This window comes from Denitrificimonas caeni, from assembly GCF_905120345.1.
GTDB lineage: Bacteria > Pseudomonadota > Gammaproteobacteria > Pseudomonadales > Pseudomonadaceae > Denitrificimonas > Denitrificimonas caeni_A.
In genome coordinates this window covers 26,595-43,676 of the sequence record NZ_CAJHOA010000002.1, presented here as the reverse complement: position 1 = coordinate 43,676, position 17,082 = coordinate 26,595, and the positions used below count along the sequence as shown (strand labels likewise).

General features: G+C 46.4%; 15 protein-coding genes. 14 read left to right on the top strand and 1 reads right to left on the bottom strand.

Annotated elements, in window-relative coordinates; genetic code table 11:
- Window positions 1–182: 182 nt before the first annotated feature.
- The 10 genes from JYJ62_RS03800 (at window position 183) to JYJ62_RS03755 (ending at window position 8,894) form a co-directional block, all read left to right on the top strand.
- The gene (locus JYJ62_RS03800) at window positions 183–374 is read left to right on the top strand and encodes an antitoxin VbhA family protein (RefSeq protein ID WP_205340890.1); all 192 of its coding nucleotides are present in this window, start codon (window positions 183–185) and stop codon (window positions 372–374) included.
- A 4-nt stretch (window positions 375–378) separates the two neighbouring features.
- A complete protein-coding gene (locus JYJ62_RS03795; RefSeq protein ID WP_232365725.1) occupies window positions 379–990 on the top strand; it encodes a Fic/DOC family protein in 612 nt (203 codons plus the stop codon).
- A 499-nt stretch (window positions 991–1,489) separates the two neighbouring features.
- Window positions 1,490–2,002 carry a hypothetical protein gene (locus tag JYJ62_RS03790; RefSeq protein WP_205340888.1) on the top strand — a complete coding sequence of 171 codons (513 nt, stop codon included), beginning with the start codon at window positions 1,490–1,492 and terminating at the stop codon, window positions 2,000–2,002.
- The gene (locus JYJ62_RS03785) at window positions 1,992–2,432 is read left to right on the top strand and encodes a helix-turn-helix domain-containing protein (protein WP_205340887.1); all 441 of its coding nucleotides are present in this window, start codon (window positions 1,992–1,994) and stop codon (window positions 2,430–2,432) included. Before JYJ62_RS03790 ends, JYJ62_RS03785 begins: the two co-directional genes overlap by 11 nt.
- On the top strand, window positions 2,429–2,884 hold the full coding sequence (locus JYJ62_RS03780) for a protein-export chaperone SecB (protein ID WP_205340886.1): 456 nt from the start codon (window positions 2,429–2,431) through the stop codon (window positions 2,882–2,884). Before JYJ62_RS03785 ends, JYJ62_RS03780 begins: the two co-directional genes overlap by 4 nt.
- A 14-nt stretch (window positions 2,885–2,898) precedes the next feature.
- Window positions 2,899–3,498, top strand: coding sequence for a sugar transferase (locus JYJ62_RS03775; RefSeq protein ID WP_269751391.1), 600 nt, complete (start codon window positions 2,899–2,901; stop codon window positions 3,496–3,498).
- Window positions 3,488–4,003 (top strand): acyltransferase, encoded by a 516-nt coding sequence (locus JYJ62_RS03770; protein ID WP_205340885.1) that lies wholly within the window; start codon window positions 3,488–3,490, stop codon window positions 4,001–4,003. The genes JYJ62_RS03775 and JYJ62_RS03770 overlap by 11 nt, the downstream gene beginning before the upstream one ends.
- 26 nt (window positions 4,004–4,029) lie before the next feature.
- Complete coding sequence (locus JYJ62_RS03765; RefSeq protein ID WP_205340884.1) at window positions 4,030–5,208, top strand: DegT/DnrJ/EryC1/StrS family aminotransferase; 1,179 nt, start codon at window positions 4,030–4,032, stop codon at window positions 5,206–5,208.
- Between the two features lie 58 nt (window positions 5,209–5,266).
- Complete coding sequence (locus tag JYJ62_RS03760) at window positions 5,267–7,276, top strand: polysaccharide biosynthesis protein (RefSeq protein WP_420042818.1); 2,010 nt, start codon at window positions 5,267–5,269, stop codon at window positions 7,274–7,276.
- Window positions 7,277–7,553: 277 nt separating this feature from the next.
- A complete protein-coding gene (locus JYJ62_RS03755; protein ID WP_205340882.1) occupies window positions 7,554–8,894 on the top strand; it encodes an O-antigen ligase family protein in 1,341 nt (446 codons plus the stop codon).
- Between the two features lie 185 nt (window positions 8,895–9,079).
- Here JYJ62_RS03755 and JYJ62_RS03750 read toward each other — a convergent pair whose 3' ends face one another.
- Window positions 9,080–10,156 (bottom strand): AraC family transcriptional regulator, encoded by a 1,077-nt coding sequence (locus JYJ62_RS03750; protein ID WP_205340881.1) that lies wholly within the window; start codon window positions 10,154–10,156, stop codon window positions 9,080–9,082.
- A 692-nt stretch (window positions 10,157–10,848) separates the two neighbouring features.
- Between JYJ62_RS03750 and JYJ62_RS03745 the strand changes: the two genes are divergently transcribed.
- From JYJ62_RS03745 to JYJ62_RS03730, 4 genes are all read left to right on the top strand, one after another.
- Entirely contained in the window at window positions 10,849–12,369 is a 1,521-nt protein-coding gene (locus tag JYJ62_RS03745; protein WP_205340880.1) for an aldehyde dehydrogenase family protein, read from the top strand.
- A gap of 67 nt (window positions 12,370–12,436) precedes the next feature.
- The gene (eat, locus tag JYJ62_RS03740) at window positions 12,437–13,885 is read left to right on the top strand and encodes an ethanolamine permease (RefSeq protein ID WP_205340879.1); all 1,449 of its coding nucleotides are present in this window, start codon (window positions 12,437–12,439) and stop codon (window positions 13,883–13,885) included.
- Between the two features lie 121 nt (window positions 13,886–14,006).
- Window positions 14,007–14,993 carry a phosphotransferase enzyme family protein gene (locus tag JYJ62_RS03735; RefSeq protein ID WP_205340878.1) on the top strand — a complete coding sequence of 329 codons (987 nt, stop codon included), beginning with the start codon at window positions 14,007–14,009 and terminating at the stop codon, window positions 14,991–14,993.
- 28 nt (window positions 14,994–15,021) lie between these two features.
- Window positions 15,022–16,353 carry an aspartate aminotransferase family protein gene (locus tag JYJ62_RS03730; RefSeq protein ID WP_205340877.1) on the top strand — a complete coding sequence of 444 codons (1,332 nt, stop codon included), beginning with the start codon at window positions 15,022–15,024 and terminating at the stop codon, window positions 16,351–16,353.
- The last annotated feature ends 729 nt before the right edge of the window (window positions 16,354–17,082 follow it).

Sequence of the window (17,082 nt, the reverse complement as noted above, 5' to 3'; positions counted from 1 at the left end):
CCATGGTTGAGCGCCGCGTTGTTTGCGAGGTGGATTGCTTCGCTGCGCTCGCAAAGACGGGGTGGTGCTCGCAAAGACGGAGTGGCGTTCGCAAAGACTGGGGAATGGGCGCAAAGGTTGTGAGGCGTCTTGCCTGTGTGCGGCTCCCAGCGCTATGCTGTGGTTGTCACTGGAGGAAAAACATGAAATACACCAAAACTCAACTATTGGCGTTCAAGGTTCGTCAGGCTGTTGGCTCTATGGCCATTGAGGGGATACAGGTGTCGAAGCAATCAGAAGCTACAATGCTGGAAGTGGCTGCTGGTCGTGTGTCAGGGAAATCTGTAAGAGAGCAACTGGTAGCAAAATACAAGCAAGCTTCTTCGGCCTCTTGATGTGATGCAAGGCTATGAGAACTATGATCTTCAGGAAGAAGATCCTTATCTGCTGAGTGGTTCTACATGTCTGATAAATCGTTTGGGCATTACGGATACCCAAGCGCTGAATGAGGCTGAAGCCGCTATCAGCGAAGTGGCTTTTGCGGAGTTGATAGCGAACCCGATAGAGCCGACCTTCAATCTTGAACACCTGTGCCGCATTCACCACTATCTTTTCAGGGATATCTACGAGTGGGCTGGTCAGCTACGACAAACTGAAATCTCTAAAGGTGGTCAGCTTTTTTTGCCTTATCGAAATATCGAGGATGTGGCTGCTGAGGTATTTTATCAGCTGCAGAAAGATAGCTTCCTTCGTGAGTTGGATGAAACAGAATTTGCATATAAAGCCGCATATTACTTGGGTCGGGTGAATATGATTCATCCTTTTCGAGAGGGTAACGGCCGTGTGCAGAGGATATTTTTGGACCAGTTGGCAGAGCTTTCTGGTTATGCTTTCCAGTGGAGCGGGGTGTCTGGAGAACGGATGGCCGCTGCATGTAGGGAAGCGCGTCAACAGAAGCCGGCTTACACGAAGTTAGAGCGGCTTCTGGCGACAAGTATTATCCGGTTGTAGCCGTAGCGTCGGTGTCCCGTCTCTGTGAGTCTTACAGTACCGTCTCTGCGAGGAGCGAAGCGACGCGGCAGTCTATGCCGTGCTGTCTCTGCGAGGCCGAAGGCCGTGGCAGTCTATGCCGTGCTGTCTCTGCGAGGAGCGTAGCGACGTGGCAGCCCATGGTTGAGCACTGTGGGGTCTGTGAGGTGGATTGCTTCACTGCGTTCGCAATGACGGGCTTCTGTCTCTGCGAGGCCGAAGGCCGTGGCAGTCTATGCAGTACCGTCTCTGCGAGGAGCGTAGCGACGTGGCAGTCTATTAGATTGTTGTGAATATGCTGAGTGTGCTACTCAGTCGATGCATTACATGAGAGTGTTTAAGTCGCGTTGCAATATTGGATAGAAGGGTCATGTAACGGCCGCAAGGAAGTGTATTAATGGTAAGATGCGTCAGCATTTAATTGAGAGTCCTTCTCTAGAACTGCAACAATGGATTGCTTGAGGTTCACTTAAAAGTTAATATGACCATTCACTTGCTGGAGATCACCGAAACCACTATAGGGAAGCCGTTTCCTGACATAGTACCTCGTCTCGACCGCTGGAAACTGATGGCACGGTGTGCTTCTCAAGATCCCAATACATGCTATTTTTTAAAGCAAATTGCCGATTTAGGTAAAAGCAATCGAGTTGACGGTAAAGCTGCGTTGTCGGCTTTAGCTAAATTGCTTCAGGTTGCTCAAACTGGCCAGCCGTTAGAGAGTTTTTACGATAAGAAGCAAAGTCATCAGCTGCATGAGTTTGACTATAAAGGTATTACACATGTTGTTTGGCGATTGCGTAAAGGCGATATACGGCTCGTTTTTTATTATGCTGAAGGTAAGGTTGTTTTTCTTGCTGATGCATTGGCGAAGCGCCAGGATAAGTTGTCTGCAGGTGAAAAAATAAAGCTTGAAAACGAAATAAAAACCTATATTGACGCTGAGCAAGCAAATGAGATTTGTGTGATTCAGCCGGAGGTTGGACATGTTAAGTAATCAATTGGCCGAATTGTGGCAAGAATCCCTAGAAGATCAGGATTTTCGCTTTGAACTAAAAGCACAAGAGGTCGCTGTTAGTTTGGCAAGTGCTGTTGTAGATAGTGGAATAACTCAAAAAGCGCTTGCTGATAAGTTAGGCTGGAAAACGAGTCGTGTAAGTAAGGTGTTGCATGGAGGCTCTAATCTGACACTGAAAACTTTGTTTGATGTTTGTGAAGCATTAAATATTGAGTTTGATATTGCTTTTGATCGAGTTGGCGCGCGTCAAAAAGAAGTTGCCGTTACTAAGCTAAAACACCTTGAAGTTGAGGCAATGCTGCAGACTGCCCAAGACCTAAATAGAGCCAATTGGAAACAGTTCAGTCAGCCAGCGGTTAGGTGGCAAACATACAGTTCGTCTGATGAGTTGCAAGGAATACAAGCATGAAGCTCTCAGCGTTACAGTTGAAGCATTACCACTATAGTCATTTGCAACTTGAGTCTGTTGACAGTGAGCAGTTGGTAGGAAAAGAGCCGTCATCGCCTTACTGGGTTCCGTCTGCTAATAAAATTCAAACAACGATCACTGTGGGGGAGCCAGAAACTCAAGAAGTAGCGTCTCAATATGCTTTTGTTATGAGTCTACAGTTGAGTTACCAAGAAAAGGACTTCCCTTATAAGTTCGTTGTTGCTCTGGATGGCGTTTTTGTTTGTAACGAGAAGGAAGAGCTAACAGATAGTTTCCAGCATGAGCTTGTAGTTAATGCAACCTCAATATTGTATTCTACGGTGCGCGAGCAACTTTTAACATTATCGTCTCGACAGAAATTTGGGCCTTTGATGCTGCCTAGCCTCGATTTTAAAAGTCTGCAAAGAGCCGATTCGGATAAAGAATCTTAAAAAGGTTACATAGTTTGAAACGTCTTTTCGATATTGTTGCATCATTTTTCGGCTTACTAATCCTCAGCCCCGTTATCGCCATCGTCGCCTGGCAAATCAGCCGCAAGCTCGGCTCACCGGTCTTGTTCCGCCAGATCCGCCCAGGTAAAGACGGTAAACCCTTTGAAATGATCAAGTTTCGCACTATGCGCGATGCGCTGGATGCCAATGGCAATCCACTACCCGATTCTGAGCGCATGACACCTTTCGGTAGTTTTTTGCGCTCCAGTAGTTTGGATGAGTTACCCGAGCTGTGGAATGTCTTGAAAGGTGAGATGAGTCTAGTCGGCCCGCGTCCATTGTTGATGGAATATTTACCTTTATATTCAGCTGAACAATATCGCCGTCATGAAGCGCGTCCTGGGGTGACAGGTTGGGCGCAGATTAATGGCCGTAATGCCATCAGCTGGGACGATAAGTTTAAGCTGGATGTCTGGTATGTGGATAATCGCTCATTTTGGTTGGATCTTAAGATTGTGCTTTTGACAGTGAAAAAGGTTTTAGTAAAAGATGGAATAACAGCTGAAGGCGAAGCTACAACTTATCCTTTTAGAGGCAGTGAAAATGAAAGCTAAAATTTACGAGCAAGCTAAAATAATTAATAAAGAAAATTTAACAGTTGGTGATTACTCACAGATTGATGACTTTGTTTTTCTTAATGCTGGTGAAAAAACTGTAATAGGAAAATTTGTTCATATAGCCTCTTTCTGCAGCGTTATTGGTGGCGGTGAGTTTGTCATGGAGGATTTTTCTGGATTGAGTGCTGGCTGTCGAATAGTAACCGGTAGTGACGACTTTTTAGGCGGAGGGCTTACCAATCCAACAGTTCCAAGTAAATATACTAATGTTAAAAAGTCAAAGATTCACATTGGTAAACATGTGATTATTGGTACTAATGTAACTATTTTACCAGGAGTTACTATCGGTGAAGGTGCGGCAGTGGGTGCTGGTGTAATCGTAAGAAAAGACTTAGAACCTTGGACAATCTATGCTGGTGTAGATTGTAAAGCTATTAAAAAAAGACCAAGTGATAAGATTTTAAGCTTTGAAAAAGAACTTTTGGCTGAAATTGGACTTTAGTTGTTTTATTTTTATAGGTGATTAGTGTGCTAAATACCCCTTTCTCCCCTTGGCCCTCCTTTTCTGAAGAAGAGGCCAATGCTGTACGTGATGTGGTTTTATCCAACAAAGTCAATTACTGGACGGGCCAAGAAGGCCGCGAGTTTGAGAATGAGTTCGCTGCTTGGTCGGGTACGCAGCATGCTATCGCTTTGATGAATGGCACTGTCGCGCTGGATGTGGCTTTGCAGGCGTTAGGCGTCGGTAAAGGCGATGAGGTGATTGTTACTTCGCGTACCTTTTTAGCCTCGGTGTCCAGTATCGTCAATGCCGGTGCTGTGCCGGTGTTTGCTGAGGTCGATGTTGATTCTCAAAATATTACTGCGGCAACGATTGAAGCGGTATTAACCCCACGTACCCGTGCGATTATCTGTGTGCACTTGGCCGGTTGGCCCTGTGATATGGATCCGATTATGCAGTTGGCTGAACAGCATAATTTGTTTGTCATCGAAGATTGTGCGCAAGCGCATGGCGCGACTTATAAAGGCAAGCCGGTTGGCTCGATTGGCCATGTCGGTGCTTGGTCGTTCTGCCAAGATAAAATCATGACCACCGGTGGCGAAGGCGGTATGGTCACTACTAACGATACTGATCTGTGGAAAACCATGTGGGCGCTGAAGGATCATGGCAAAAGCTATGAGGCCGTCTATGAGCGTGAACATGCACCGGGTTTTCGTTGGTTGCATGAGAGCTTTGGTACCAACTGGCGTATGACTGAGATGCAAGCAGTGTTGGGCCGTATTCAGCTGACGCGTATGCCGCAGTGGCAAGCGCAGCGTTTAAATTATGCTGAAGCGATTTGGGCGGCGGCGCGTGAGTGTTCGGCATTGCGTGTGCCTGCCGTACCCGAAGGGACTGTGCATGCGGCCTATAAGTGTTATGTGTTTGTTAAGCCTGAAGCGCTGAAAGACGGTTGGGATCGTGATCGTATTTTATCCGAGATCGCCGAACGCGGCGTGCCAAGCTTTAGTGGTTCATGTTCAGAAGTGTATTTAGAAAAAGCGTTTGATGGCACCGATTACCGTCCAGCTCAGCCGTTGTTAGTGGCGCGTGAGTTGGGTGAGACGAGCTTGATGTTTTTAGTGCACCCAACCTTGACCGCTGCAGAAATTGAAAAAACCTGTGCAGTGCTGCAAGACGTGATGGGCCTCGCTACAGCGCTCTAACACTTCGATGTTGATGGCGGTTTGCCGTGAATTTTTTAAATCTAATAGGACATAGATGATGTTAAAAGCCTGGCTACTGGCTTTACCCAGCCGTTATAAACGTTTTTTACAGGTCACTACTGATATTGTTTTAGTGTGGCTTGCGCTATGGCTGGCGTATGTTGTGCGTTTAGGCTTTGAGCATCCTGTGCAGCCGTTCGGCGCGCATGGTTGGTTGTTTTTGTTGGCCCCTGTGATTGCGATTCCTGCCTTTTATTACTTTGGTTTGTATCGCACAGTGATGCGCTATGCCGGTAAGGAAGTGTTAGTCGCCATTCTTAAAGCAGTGACCTTGTCGGCGTTGGTCTTTGCCCTAGCGATTTACTGGTTTCAGGCCGACAACCTCTTAGTGCCACGCTCGTTAGTGTTGAGCTACTGGTGGTTGAGTATCTTTATTCTGGGTGGCTTGCGTTTGCTGCTGCGTGAGTATTTCCTCGGCGAGTGGTTGGAGACGGTTGGCCATTTGCCGTTTACCAAACACACCAATAGCTTGCCGCGCGTGGCTATTTATGGGGCTGGCTCAGCGGGGAATCAATTGGCGACGGCGTTGCGCATGGGTAAATCGATGCGCCCGGTGGCCTTTATTGATGATGACGATACCATTGCTACGCGCACCATTGCTGGGCTGAAAGTCTATAAACCCCAGCACATACAGGAAATGATTGCCGCCACCGGTGCCACCGAAGTGCTGTTGGCAATGCCGTCGGCGACACGCGCGCGGCGGCGTGAGGTGTTGGCCTTTTTAGAGCCGTTCTCTTTGCATGTGCGTACCATTCCGGGCTTTATGGATTTGGCCAGTGGCCGAGTGAAGGTGCAGGATCTGCAGGAAGTCGATATTGCTGACTTGTTAGGCCGTGATGCCGTCGAGCCGCACATGGCGTTGTTTGAGCGTTGTATTAAGCAGCAAGTGGTGATGGTGACCGGTGCTGGCGGTTCGATTGGTTCGGAGTTGTGCCGACAGATTTTAGCCAGTGGCGCGACGGTGTTGATTTTATTTGAGCACAGTGAGTTTAATCTCTACAACATCCAAACCGAGTTGGATGAGCGGATCTGCAAAGAAGGTTTAAGTGTGCAATTGATCCCGATTTTGGGTTCGATTCGTAACCTTAAGCGCTTGCGTGAAGTGATGGAGGCGTGGAAGGTCAATACCCTCTACCACGCGGCCGCTTATAAGCATGTGCCGATGGTCGAGCACAATACCGCTGAAGGTATTCTGAATAATGTAATTGGTACTCTCAATACCGCGCAGGCGGCGATTGCCGCGCAGGTTGAACACTTTGTCCTGATCTCGACCGACAAAGCGGTGCGCCCGACTAATATTATGGGCAGCACTAAGCGCTTGGCTGAGATGGTTTTGCAGGCGCTGAGTAAAGAAGCGTCGTCTGGCTTATTCAGAGATGAGCGTAATCAGCAGAGTTTTCCGAATAATACCCGCTTTACCATGGTGCGCTTTGGTAATGTGCTGGGCTCGTCGGGTTCGGTGATTCCATTGTTTCGTGGACAAATTAAGCGTGGCGGCCCAGTGACGGTAACCCATCCAAAGATGACCCGTTACTTTATGACCATTCCGGAAGCGTCACAGCTGGTGATTCAAGCCGGTGCCATGGGCCAGGGCGGTGATGTGTTTGTCTTGGACATGGGCGATCCGGTGAAGATTGTTGAGCTGGCCGAGAAGATGATTAATCTAACCGGTTTAACTGTACGCAGTGAGAGCAATCCTTCCGGCGAAATTGCTATCGAATTTAGCGGCCTGCGTCCGGGTGAAAAACTCTATGAAGAGTTGCTGATTGGCGACAATGTCTCGCCGACCGAGCACAGCATGATTATGCGCGCCGATGAAGCGTTTTTGCCTTGGGATGAGCTGGTAGTTGTTCTGCAGGAGTTGATGAATGCGGCGGCGAGCGGCGATTGTGTGTTGATTCGTCAGCTGTTGCGTCAGACTGTGGATGGCTATGCACCGCAGGGTGAATTGGTGGATTTGGTTTATCATCAGAAGAAGTTGAGTGTGCCGGTGGTGGATGTTTTGTAAGTTGGTTTTTTGTAGGCGTGGTGCTTGCTGATAACCTATGGTTTGGATTAACGCTGTCGCAGGCATGGCCAGCTCCTACAGGAGGGCGCCGTGCTTGCTGGGATTGTATGGGGTTGGGTTAACGCTGTCGCAAGTATGGCCAGTTCCTACAGTGGATGTGTATGTGTAGGGTGGTTGTAGTGTTTTTGGCGCTGGGTCTGTTAAACTAGCGCCTTTTTACTATACCCAAGCGTGGCCACTCTGTGCTATGTCGCTTGGCATAGCCTGACGGAATCCCATGCCTGCTGAATCTTCTCGACTCGATCGTATCCTTCTTGTACTGACTCTAATTATTTTGGTGGGTTTGCCGTTACCGGTGGGCACTAATCGTGACTGGGCAATCGGTCTGTTTAGTCTGTTTATTGGTCTGGCGGCTGTGCTGTGGGCGATCGGTCAATGGCGCGGGGTATTTAAACAAAGTAAAGCCCTCAAGCCTGCTTTGCCGATGTTGGCGATGTTGCTGCTGAGCCAGGTTTGGGTAGCGGTGCAGTGGTTGACGGGTCTCTCGATGGACAGTGGTGCTTCGGCGCAAGCATTGCTTCTTGGCGTGGGTTATACGCTGCTGTTTCTGGTTATTATCAATATTTTCCATACTCGTAAACGCGTGAGTTTATTGCTTGGCACCTTGGTGGTGAGTGGTACGTTACAGGCGTTTTATGGCACCTTTATGTCACTGACTGGCATGGAAAGTTTTCTCGGCTATGTCAATCGCGATGCCACCGGTACGTTTATTAACCGTAATAGCATGGCCGGTTATTTAGAGTTGTGTCTGGCGGCGGGAATTGGCTTGCTGTTGGCGTTGCGCGATACCCGTCCTTTTAGTTGGTCGCAGTTGATTGAATTGCTGATGGGCCCGAAAGCGCGTTTGCGTTTGGCTTTGGTGATCATGGTGATTGCCTTGGTGATGACGCATTCACGCGGTGGTAATGCGTCGTTTTTTGTTGGGCTGGCGATTGTGGGTGGCTTTTTTATTCTGAGAAATAAACAGAACCGTCTGCGTAATAGTTTGATCTTGGCCAGTTTGGTGTTGATTGATGTGATGGTGATCAGTCAGTATTTTGGTTTGGAGCGTTTGAAAGATCGCGTGATGAGTACGCGCTTGACCGATACCGTGGTCAATGGCGAAATTGTGCAGCATGCCAATGAGATTCGTGGTGATGTGTTTTTATATGCGTTGCCGTTGGCGAAGGATAAGCCGATTACGGGGCAGGGTGCGGGTAGTTTTGAAGCGGTGTTCCCGCAATATGCCGGTGAAGATATCCGTTTGCACTTTGATCTAGCCCACAATGATTATATTCAGTTTGCGATTGAGTACGGGGCGTTGGGTTTTGTGCCTTTAATTGTGTTTGTGTTGATGGCCTTGTATTGGGCGTTTAAAGCGCTTTGGCAGCAGAAGTCGTTGTATCGGGGCGGGGTTGGTTTTGGTGCGGCGATGGGGATTATTGCTTTGTTGGCGCATGCAACGGTGGATTTTAATCTGCAAATCCCCGCCAATGCCGCAACCTTTGTGGTGATGTGCGCCCTGGCTGTGCTGGCGAATAACCACAGTAAAGATCGGCGCAAGAAGGTTGAGGTTTAGAAGCGCGCTGTAGGTGGGCTGTGCTCTTGCTGGCATGATGTGTTCTGGCTGACAGGGTGTGTTTTTGCTGGCGGGGGTGTGCTCTTGTAGGAGCTGACCATGCCTGCGACTGCCGCATACCCGCACTGCTGACATCGATAGGCTTTCGCCCAGGAACATTACGATTAGCTCAGCATTGGGTCGCTCTAGCTGCTGATCTGAGTTGTGCTTGGTGTGGTTGTTGTTACGTGTACCAGTTGTCGATATTGCTGTGGGGACATATTCGTCCAATATTTGAATGCTCGAGAAAATGCTGACAGCTCTGAGTAACCTAATGCAAAGGCGACTTCGGTTAATTTTATATCTGTTTCGCCAATGTATTTTAAGGCAAGCTCTTTGCGAGTATTTTTCAAAATATCATTAAAAGAAGAACCTTTGTTTTTCAATTCACGTTGAAAATCAGCAGGAGAAAGACAAAAGTTTTTTGCCGTACTGGCCAGAGTAGGCACCGATTCGCCAATATTTGTTTTGACAAAGTGCTTAATTTCCATAAAAAGGTCATCAGGCGAAGATCGTGCATGCCTGCGCTTGGATAGATCTGGCTCAAGCACTGCGAAAAGAAAAGGGTCGTTATTAGGCATGATGGCATTGAATTCTGAATGCCGAAATAAGATTGAATTTATACTTTGATTGAAAAGAACAGGGCAGCCAAATACTTTTTCATAGATTGCTACGCTGTCATCAATTTTATGGTGTGAAAAGTGAATTTCTATGGGGGTCCATCGATCGCCAAGACAGTGCTTAAATATATTGCAAAACATGCCTATTGATACTTCGGCATCTTGGCGTCGATTTAACACTCTAGGATCGGTAATCTCATAATTAAGTTGATAGATCCCTCGATTTTGAGTGAGCGATACAATGCTGTTGTCTTGATGCGCAGGGAAGTAACTGACCAGGTTGTTCAGTGCTGCTGAAAGAGTCGGAGAGTTAATGATTAAATAACCAATTGCACCAAGCTTGCTAGGTTTGAAGGATGACCCAAATGATAAACCGAAGTAATAGTTGTTAGTGAGCTTTGCTGAGACATCAAATAGATCGCAGTATTTTACAAGGTCTAACTCATGCGCAGGGCTTATAATTGCAGATGTGCTGATTCCTGAGTTACCTAATATAGACTCGACATCGCCACCGTGGTTTTTAATCATGTCGATAATACCACTGGCTGCAGAGGCCATGACTTTTGGTGCTAATTTTTTTTTATCGGAATGTATAGGTTTCACAATGATCTAAGCTCTAATAAATTTACGAAATATAGCTATTTATCTAAACTTACTTAGTTACAAAGTAGCGCTCTCATGTGAATGTAATATTTTAATTAGCATTAATTGTCTAGATCGTTAAAACCTTCCTTGGGTTATTTGCATACTGCAATATCTGGCGCTAACATTCTTTATTGTTTGCTCAAAAAGAGCTGTGTTCGAATATTGAGAGTGCGCAGTTTATCAGTTATTTGTAGAGAATAAAATTGTCCTTTAGCGCAAGCCGCGTGCTCCAGCCGACCATCACCTAGAGTCAGTCTACTCTTTGTTCGAGACCTGCAACGACACCGAAAGCTGTCAATCAGCAGCCTTGTGTCTATTTAGTCGCGAGGCTATCACGCTTTATCTTTCGATTGCGGGCTGCCGCGCTATAACTGACTCGTTTAAGGCTATGACTTAAGTCTATTTATAGCATGGCCTGCGTTTCAATACTCAGCTCTGTGTAACTCATGTCAACTGCTGCATAGCTAGGTTTGGCGCGCAGTTTTGCTGGTCAAACCACGCTAGATGTTGGCGCAGAGTGAGCAGCATTAGTCTAAAAATTAGCTTTGATAAAAGTCATGTCAAGGTATTCGTGTTTGATGTCAAGACAGCTGCGAAGTTTTGACAGACTCTTGGGCCTCGTTATTTATAAAAATAAGAGGCTAACAATAATGATTTACGCCCAGCCAGGAACCGAGGGTTCCCTTGTCTCCTTTAAGACACGCTACGAAAACTACATCGGTGGTACGTTCGTCGCCCCAGTCAATGGTGAGTACTTCACCAATTCGTCACCGGTTAACGGTCTGCCGATTGCTGAGTTTCCGCGCTCTAGCGCTGCAGACATTGAAAAGGCGCTTGATGCCGCCCACGCTGCTGCTGATGCGTGGGGTAAAACCTCAGCGCAAGATCGCTCACTGGTGCTGCTGAAAATTGCTGACCGCATTGAAGAAAACCTTGAAGTTCTGGCCATCACCGAAACCTGGGATAATGGTAAAGCGGTTCGTGAAACCCTGAATGCCGATATTCCTCTGGCCGCTGACCACTTCCGTTACTTTGCCGGTTGCATCCGAGCGCAAGAAGGCAGTGCAGCAGAAATCAACGAAATGACCGCCGCTTATCACTTCTACGAGCCGTTGGGTGTGGTAGGTCAGATCATTCCCTGGAACTTCCCGCTACTGATGGCCGCTTGGAAACTCGCGCCTGCTCTGGCTGCAGGTAACTGCGTAGTGCTCAAGCCGGCTGAGCAAACGCCTCTAGGCATTACTGTGCTAATGGAGCTGATCGGCGATTTGCTACCGCCTGGCGTACTTAACGTGGTGCAAGGTTTTGGCCGCGAAGCCGGTGAAGCGCTGGTGACTAGTAAGCGGATTGCTAAAATTGCCTTTACCGGTTCCACCCCTGTCGGTGCGCACATCATGAAATGCGCTGCGGAAAACATCATTCCAAGTACTGTGGAGTTGGGTGGTAAGTCACCTAACATCTTTTTCGAAGACATCATGCAGGCCGAACCGAGTTTTATCGAAAAAGCTGCTGAAGGTTTGGTTTTAGCTTTCTTCAACCAAGGTGAAGTGTGCACCTGTCCATCACGTGCGCTGGTACAAGAGTCGATTTACCCTGCCTTCATGCAAGAAGTGATGAAGAAAATTGCCCAGATCAAACGTGGTGATCCGCTGGATACTGAGACCATGGTCGGCGCGCAAGCCTCCGAACAACAGTTTGAAAAAATTCTCAGCTATATGGAGGTTGCCAAGGCAGAGGGTGCAGAGCTACTTACAGGCGGCGCGGTAGAGCAGCTCAGCGGTAGCTTAGGTGGCGGCTATTACATCCAGCCGACCCTACTAAAAGGTCACAACAAAATGCGGGTGTTCCAAGAAGAAATTTTTGGTCCAGTGGTCAGCATCACTACCTTTAAAGACGAAGCTGAGGCCTTAGAAATTGCCAATGACACTGAGTTCGGGTTGGGCGCTGGTCTGTGGACCCGCGACATTAATCGCGCTTACCGTGTCGGCCGTGCGATCAAAGCCGGTCGTGTGTGGACCAACTGCTATCACCTATACCCAGCACACGCTGCGTTCGGTGGTTATAAGAAGTCCGGTGTCGGCCGTGAAAACCACAAAATGATGCTCGACTCTTACCAGCAGACCAAAAACCTACTGGTGAGCTATGACGTGAAACCGATGGGTTTCTTTTAATTGCAGCGCTAAAAAGTTCATGAAAGTTGTAGAGATTTCAAAATAAAAATAATGAATTGGAGTTTATATGAGCAACTCAAGCAGTATAAAAGTGCACGTGCATGGCGCTGACTATGATTCTGTGCCGGACAGCTACCTCGAAAAAAGACAGCTCAAATCAGGCGCCGTCGGCTGGGTGCTATTAGCGAGCTTAGGTATTTCCTATGTGATTTCTGGAAGCTTTGCCGGCTGGAACTTTGGCTTAGCCCAAGGTGGTTTTGGTGGGCTTCTGGTCGCAACAGTGCTAATGGCGATCATGTATTTTGCGATGGTTTTCTCTTTAGCAGAGTTATCCTCCTCGCTGCCTACCGCGGGTGGCGGCTATTCTTTTGCCCGTCGAGCTTTCGGTCCTCTAGGGGGCTTTATGACAGGCGCTGCAATTTTGCTGCAATACGCTATTGCGGCAACTGCCATTGCGATTTTCATAGGTGGTTATGTCAGTGAATTAATTGGCATTAATGGCCCCGTCGTATATGCCGCATTTTATGTGGTATTCATTGGTATACATCTATTTGGAGCGGGTGAAGCACTAAAAATTATGATGGGTATTACAGCCATTGCTGTGATTGCGTTATTAGTGTTTTTCCTCGGTATGCTGCCTCACTTCAATATGGAAAATCTCACAGATATTCCAGTGGTTACAGAGGCTGTTGGTAGCAGTGCATTTCTACCTTTCGGCTACATGGGGATTTGGGCTGCTCTGCCTTTTGCGATGTGGCTGTTTTTGGCTGTTGAGGGTGTGCCGTTAGCCGCTGAAGAATCAACAAACCCAGCCAAAGATGTACCAAAAGGCATTATTACTGCGATGTGTATCCTGACAGTATTTGCGTTTTTGGTGTTGTTACTTGCGCCAGGTGGTGCTGGTGCAAAAGTCATGTCAGAACATGCTGCACCTTTAGTCGGCGCATTTCAGGCTGCATATGGTGAAAACTCAAGAATTGCAGCACTTTTGAATGTGGTTGGTCTGTTCGGTTTAATCGCATCGTTTTTCTCTGTTATCTATGCATATTCGCGTCAACTGTTTGCACTCTCGCGAGCGGGTTATCTGCCACGTTTTTTGTCAGTCACCGGACGTAGAAAAGTTCCTGTGTATGCGTTGGTTGTACCTGGTGTGATTGGTTTTCTCTGCTCTCTGACCGGCAAAGGCGACTTGATGATCACTATGGCAGTATTTGGTGCAACGGTGTCTTATGCATTAATGATGGCATCACACATTGTTCTTAGAATTAAAGAGCCAGCTCTAGACCGCCCTTATAAAACACCAGGCGGGATCTTTACGTCATCTGTTGCATTGATTTTGTCTTTGATAGCACTGGCATCCACCTTTCTTGTGAGTCAGGAAGCCGCTCTGTGGAGTGCGGTTGTCTATGGTGTAATGCTCGCTTATTTCATTCTATACAGCCGTCATCATCTTGTAGCTAAAGCACCAGAGGAAGAGTTTGAAGCAATTCAAGCCGCTGAAAGAGAACTTAAGTAAATCTTAGTTTAGTTGTAGCGTTCGATTAAATATAAGCAGGTCAGATTTTATTTGCTGAATATTTTACTGGCTAGAATATGACTTGCTTACTTATATAATAAATATAATTTTTGGTGTTGATATGTATACAGATAAGCTAATTAATGGTTTTCTAATAGGATTGAAAAATATAGTTGATCGTTGGGGGATGACCCATGACGCGCAGATAGCATTGCTCACTGTTTCAGAAAACGCAACTTTCATGGCAACTGACAATAATAAGAAAATTATAATTAGAGTCCATGCCAATGGCTACCATAGTTATGATGAAGTGCAGTCTGAACTGTCTTGGATTATGGCGCTTAAAGAGGGTGAGGTGCTCAATACTCCAGCGCCGATTAAAACAACAAGCGGTGAGATTATAACGACAGTTAATGTGGGCGAGGCAGAGCATTTCGTTGTTGCGTTTGATTTTGTCGCGGGTCAAGAACCTGAGGTAAATACAGATCTGGCGACTTGGTTTGCAGAGCTCGGTAGCATCACAGCAAAACTGCATCAACATTCTAAAACATGGGATCGACCGAGCGGATTTACTAGAAAATATTGGTCAGTTGATAATTCAATTGGTGCCAATGGCTATTGGGGTGATTGGCGCAAGGCTGCTCATCTTGATGCCGGCGGCGCTGAGGTGATTAGTCGGGCCATTGAGATTATAGAGGAAAGACTGGAACGGTATGGCAAAGATTCAAGTCGGTTTGGCTTGGTGCACGCAGATTTAAGGCTCGCTAATCTTTTAATTAATCAAAATTCAATGAATATTATTGATTTTGATGATTGTGGGTTTGCTTGGTTTTCATACGATTTTGCTGCAGCTATCAGCTTTCATGAACTCGACCCAGGAGTCAATGAACTTAAGCTTTCTTGGGTTAAAGGCTATCGTTCAGTGACTGATTTTAGTCAAGCGGATGAAGACGAGATTGATACGTTTATCATGCTTAGAAGAATTATGTTAACGGCTTGGTTAGCATCGCATAGTCATACTACAGAAAATAAAAAACTTGGCGCTGCTTATACGGACGGCACGGTCAGTTTGGCAAAGACATTCGTTAGTGCAAATACATTAGTATGATTTTTAATTATTCAGAGGTATGTTTACGATGAGCAAAGTTAGAGATATTCTTGCGCAGAATGCTTTTAATCTTGATGCAGCCAATACTTTAGATGAAAAAACATCTGCGCTTGTTAAAAGTAGGCTTAATAATGTTGGTCCGACCACCATGTTATTCTATCAAGAGCCACTTCATATTGTACGTGGTGAAGGAACATGGTTGTATGATAGTAATGGTCGGCAGTTTTTAGACGTATATAATAACGTGCCATCATTGGGACATTGCCATCCTAAAGTGATTGAGGCTGTTCATGATCAAATGCGTAACGTCAATATACATACGCGATATTTGCATGAGACTATGCATATCTATGCTGAAAAACTCTTAGGGACTATGCCTGAATCAATTAATCGATTGGTGATGACCTGTACGGGTACTGAAAGTAATGATTTAGCGATGCGCTTAGCGACAACATACACTAAGAAAAAAGGATTTATTGTATCGGAAGCCGCTTATCATGGAAATTCAACAGCGGTAACTGAGGTGTCACCTTCTGCATATAAGATTCAGAAACTACCCGACCATGTTGTCACTATTCCTGTTGCACCGATTAATATCAATAAAGACCAAATAGAAGAATGGTTTGCCCAAAGTGTAATGGATGCAATCGATAAGCTAGAAGACAGAGGTTATGGATGTGCCGCATTATTGATCGATACGATTTTTTCCAGTGACGGGGTTTATAGTGATCCAAAAGGTTTTATTAAAAAGGGAGTAGATATCGTAAAAAGTAGAGGCGGATTATTCATTGCTGATGAAGTTCAGCCAGGCTTTGGGCGTACAGGCGAATCAATGTGGGGGTTTGAGCGTCACGCTGTTATTCCAGATATTATTACCATGGGCAAGCCTATGGGCAATGGTTATCCTGTTGCAGGTCTAGCATCGAGACTCGATTTGCTTGAGAGTTTAAGCATCGAAGCAGGGTATTTCAACACCTTTGGTGGTTCAACCGTTGCTGCCGCTGCCGCCCTCGCTGTTTTAGAAACAATCCAGGAAGAGGGGCTTATTGCGAAGGTTAATGAGGTTGGAGGCTACTTAAAAAATGGGCTTTACCAGCTTCAAGCGCAATACCCATGTATTTCTGATGTGCGCGGGGTGGGTTTGTTTTTAGGTGCGGATGTCAGTAAAGACGGTGATGTCAATGCTCCAGATGCAGAGAGAGCGACCGCTATAATGAATACATTAAGGCAAAATGGTGTTCTTCTCGGTGGTGCTGGGAAGTATGCTAATACACTTAAAATACGCCCACCTTTATGTTTTAATAAATCACATGCAGATTTGTTTATTTGCAAGTTAGAGCAGGCTATAAAGAGTACATAATTGTTCTATTTTCCAATAATATTTTGAATTAATGTTAATATAATAAAAATTTACTGTAGGCCTAGGCTTAATATTAAGTCTAGGCCTCGGTTGTTAAATTTATTACTAGTCGGACTGCTTAAATTACACTTGTAGCTGACGTCAGTGTTTATACTTATCTAAATTATTATCTGTGACAAAGCTTTTTTTCTTGGGTATCGGCGTTGATTAATCGAGAGCTTTTTGCTCGGCATAACGCCCGTGTGGGCGTTTTTTTGTTTGCCCAGCGAAGCTGGCAAACCCGTCAGGTTGCAAGAAACCTGAACCACCCAGACTAAGGGGAAGGTAATCCGAATGGCAAGGGCGCTGCTGGCTAACGGCAGGGTCTGAAGGAAGCCATAGGAAGTAAGATGTACACAGCGAAAGCGAACCTGTTTCGGCATGTTAGGTGGGTCAGCGTGCAAAATAGCGCAAAGCCCAATACTTGGTCAGACCTAATATGTGTTTGAGGGTGGCATATCTTGCAGGGAGCCGGTGCAGTAACTGGGGAAGCCTGGCACATCACCCAAGCAGTTGGGCGCTCGTTAGCAAGGTGAAAGCCAAGCGGTGAGTGTGTGTGAGGTGGCAGATGAATCCGTAGTAGTGATCAAGGTTAGGCCAATGAAGCCCAGTAATGGCGTGGAGGATAAAACCGAGCTGACCACTGGCTCAGTCTAGTGGAGCATGGCCTGTCAAAAGCAGGTCGTGTTG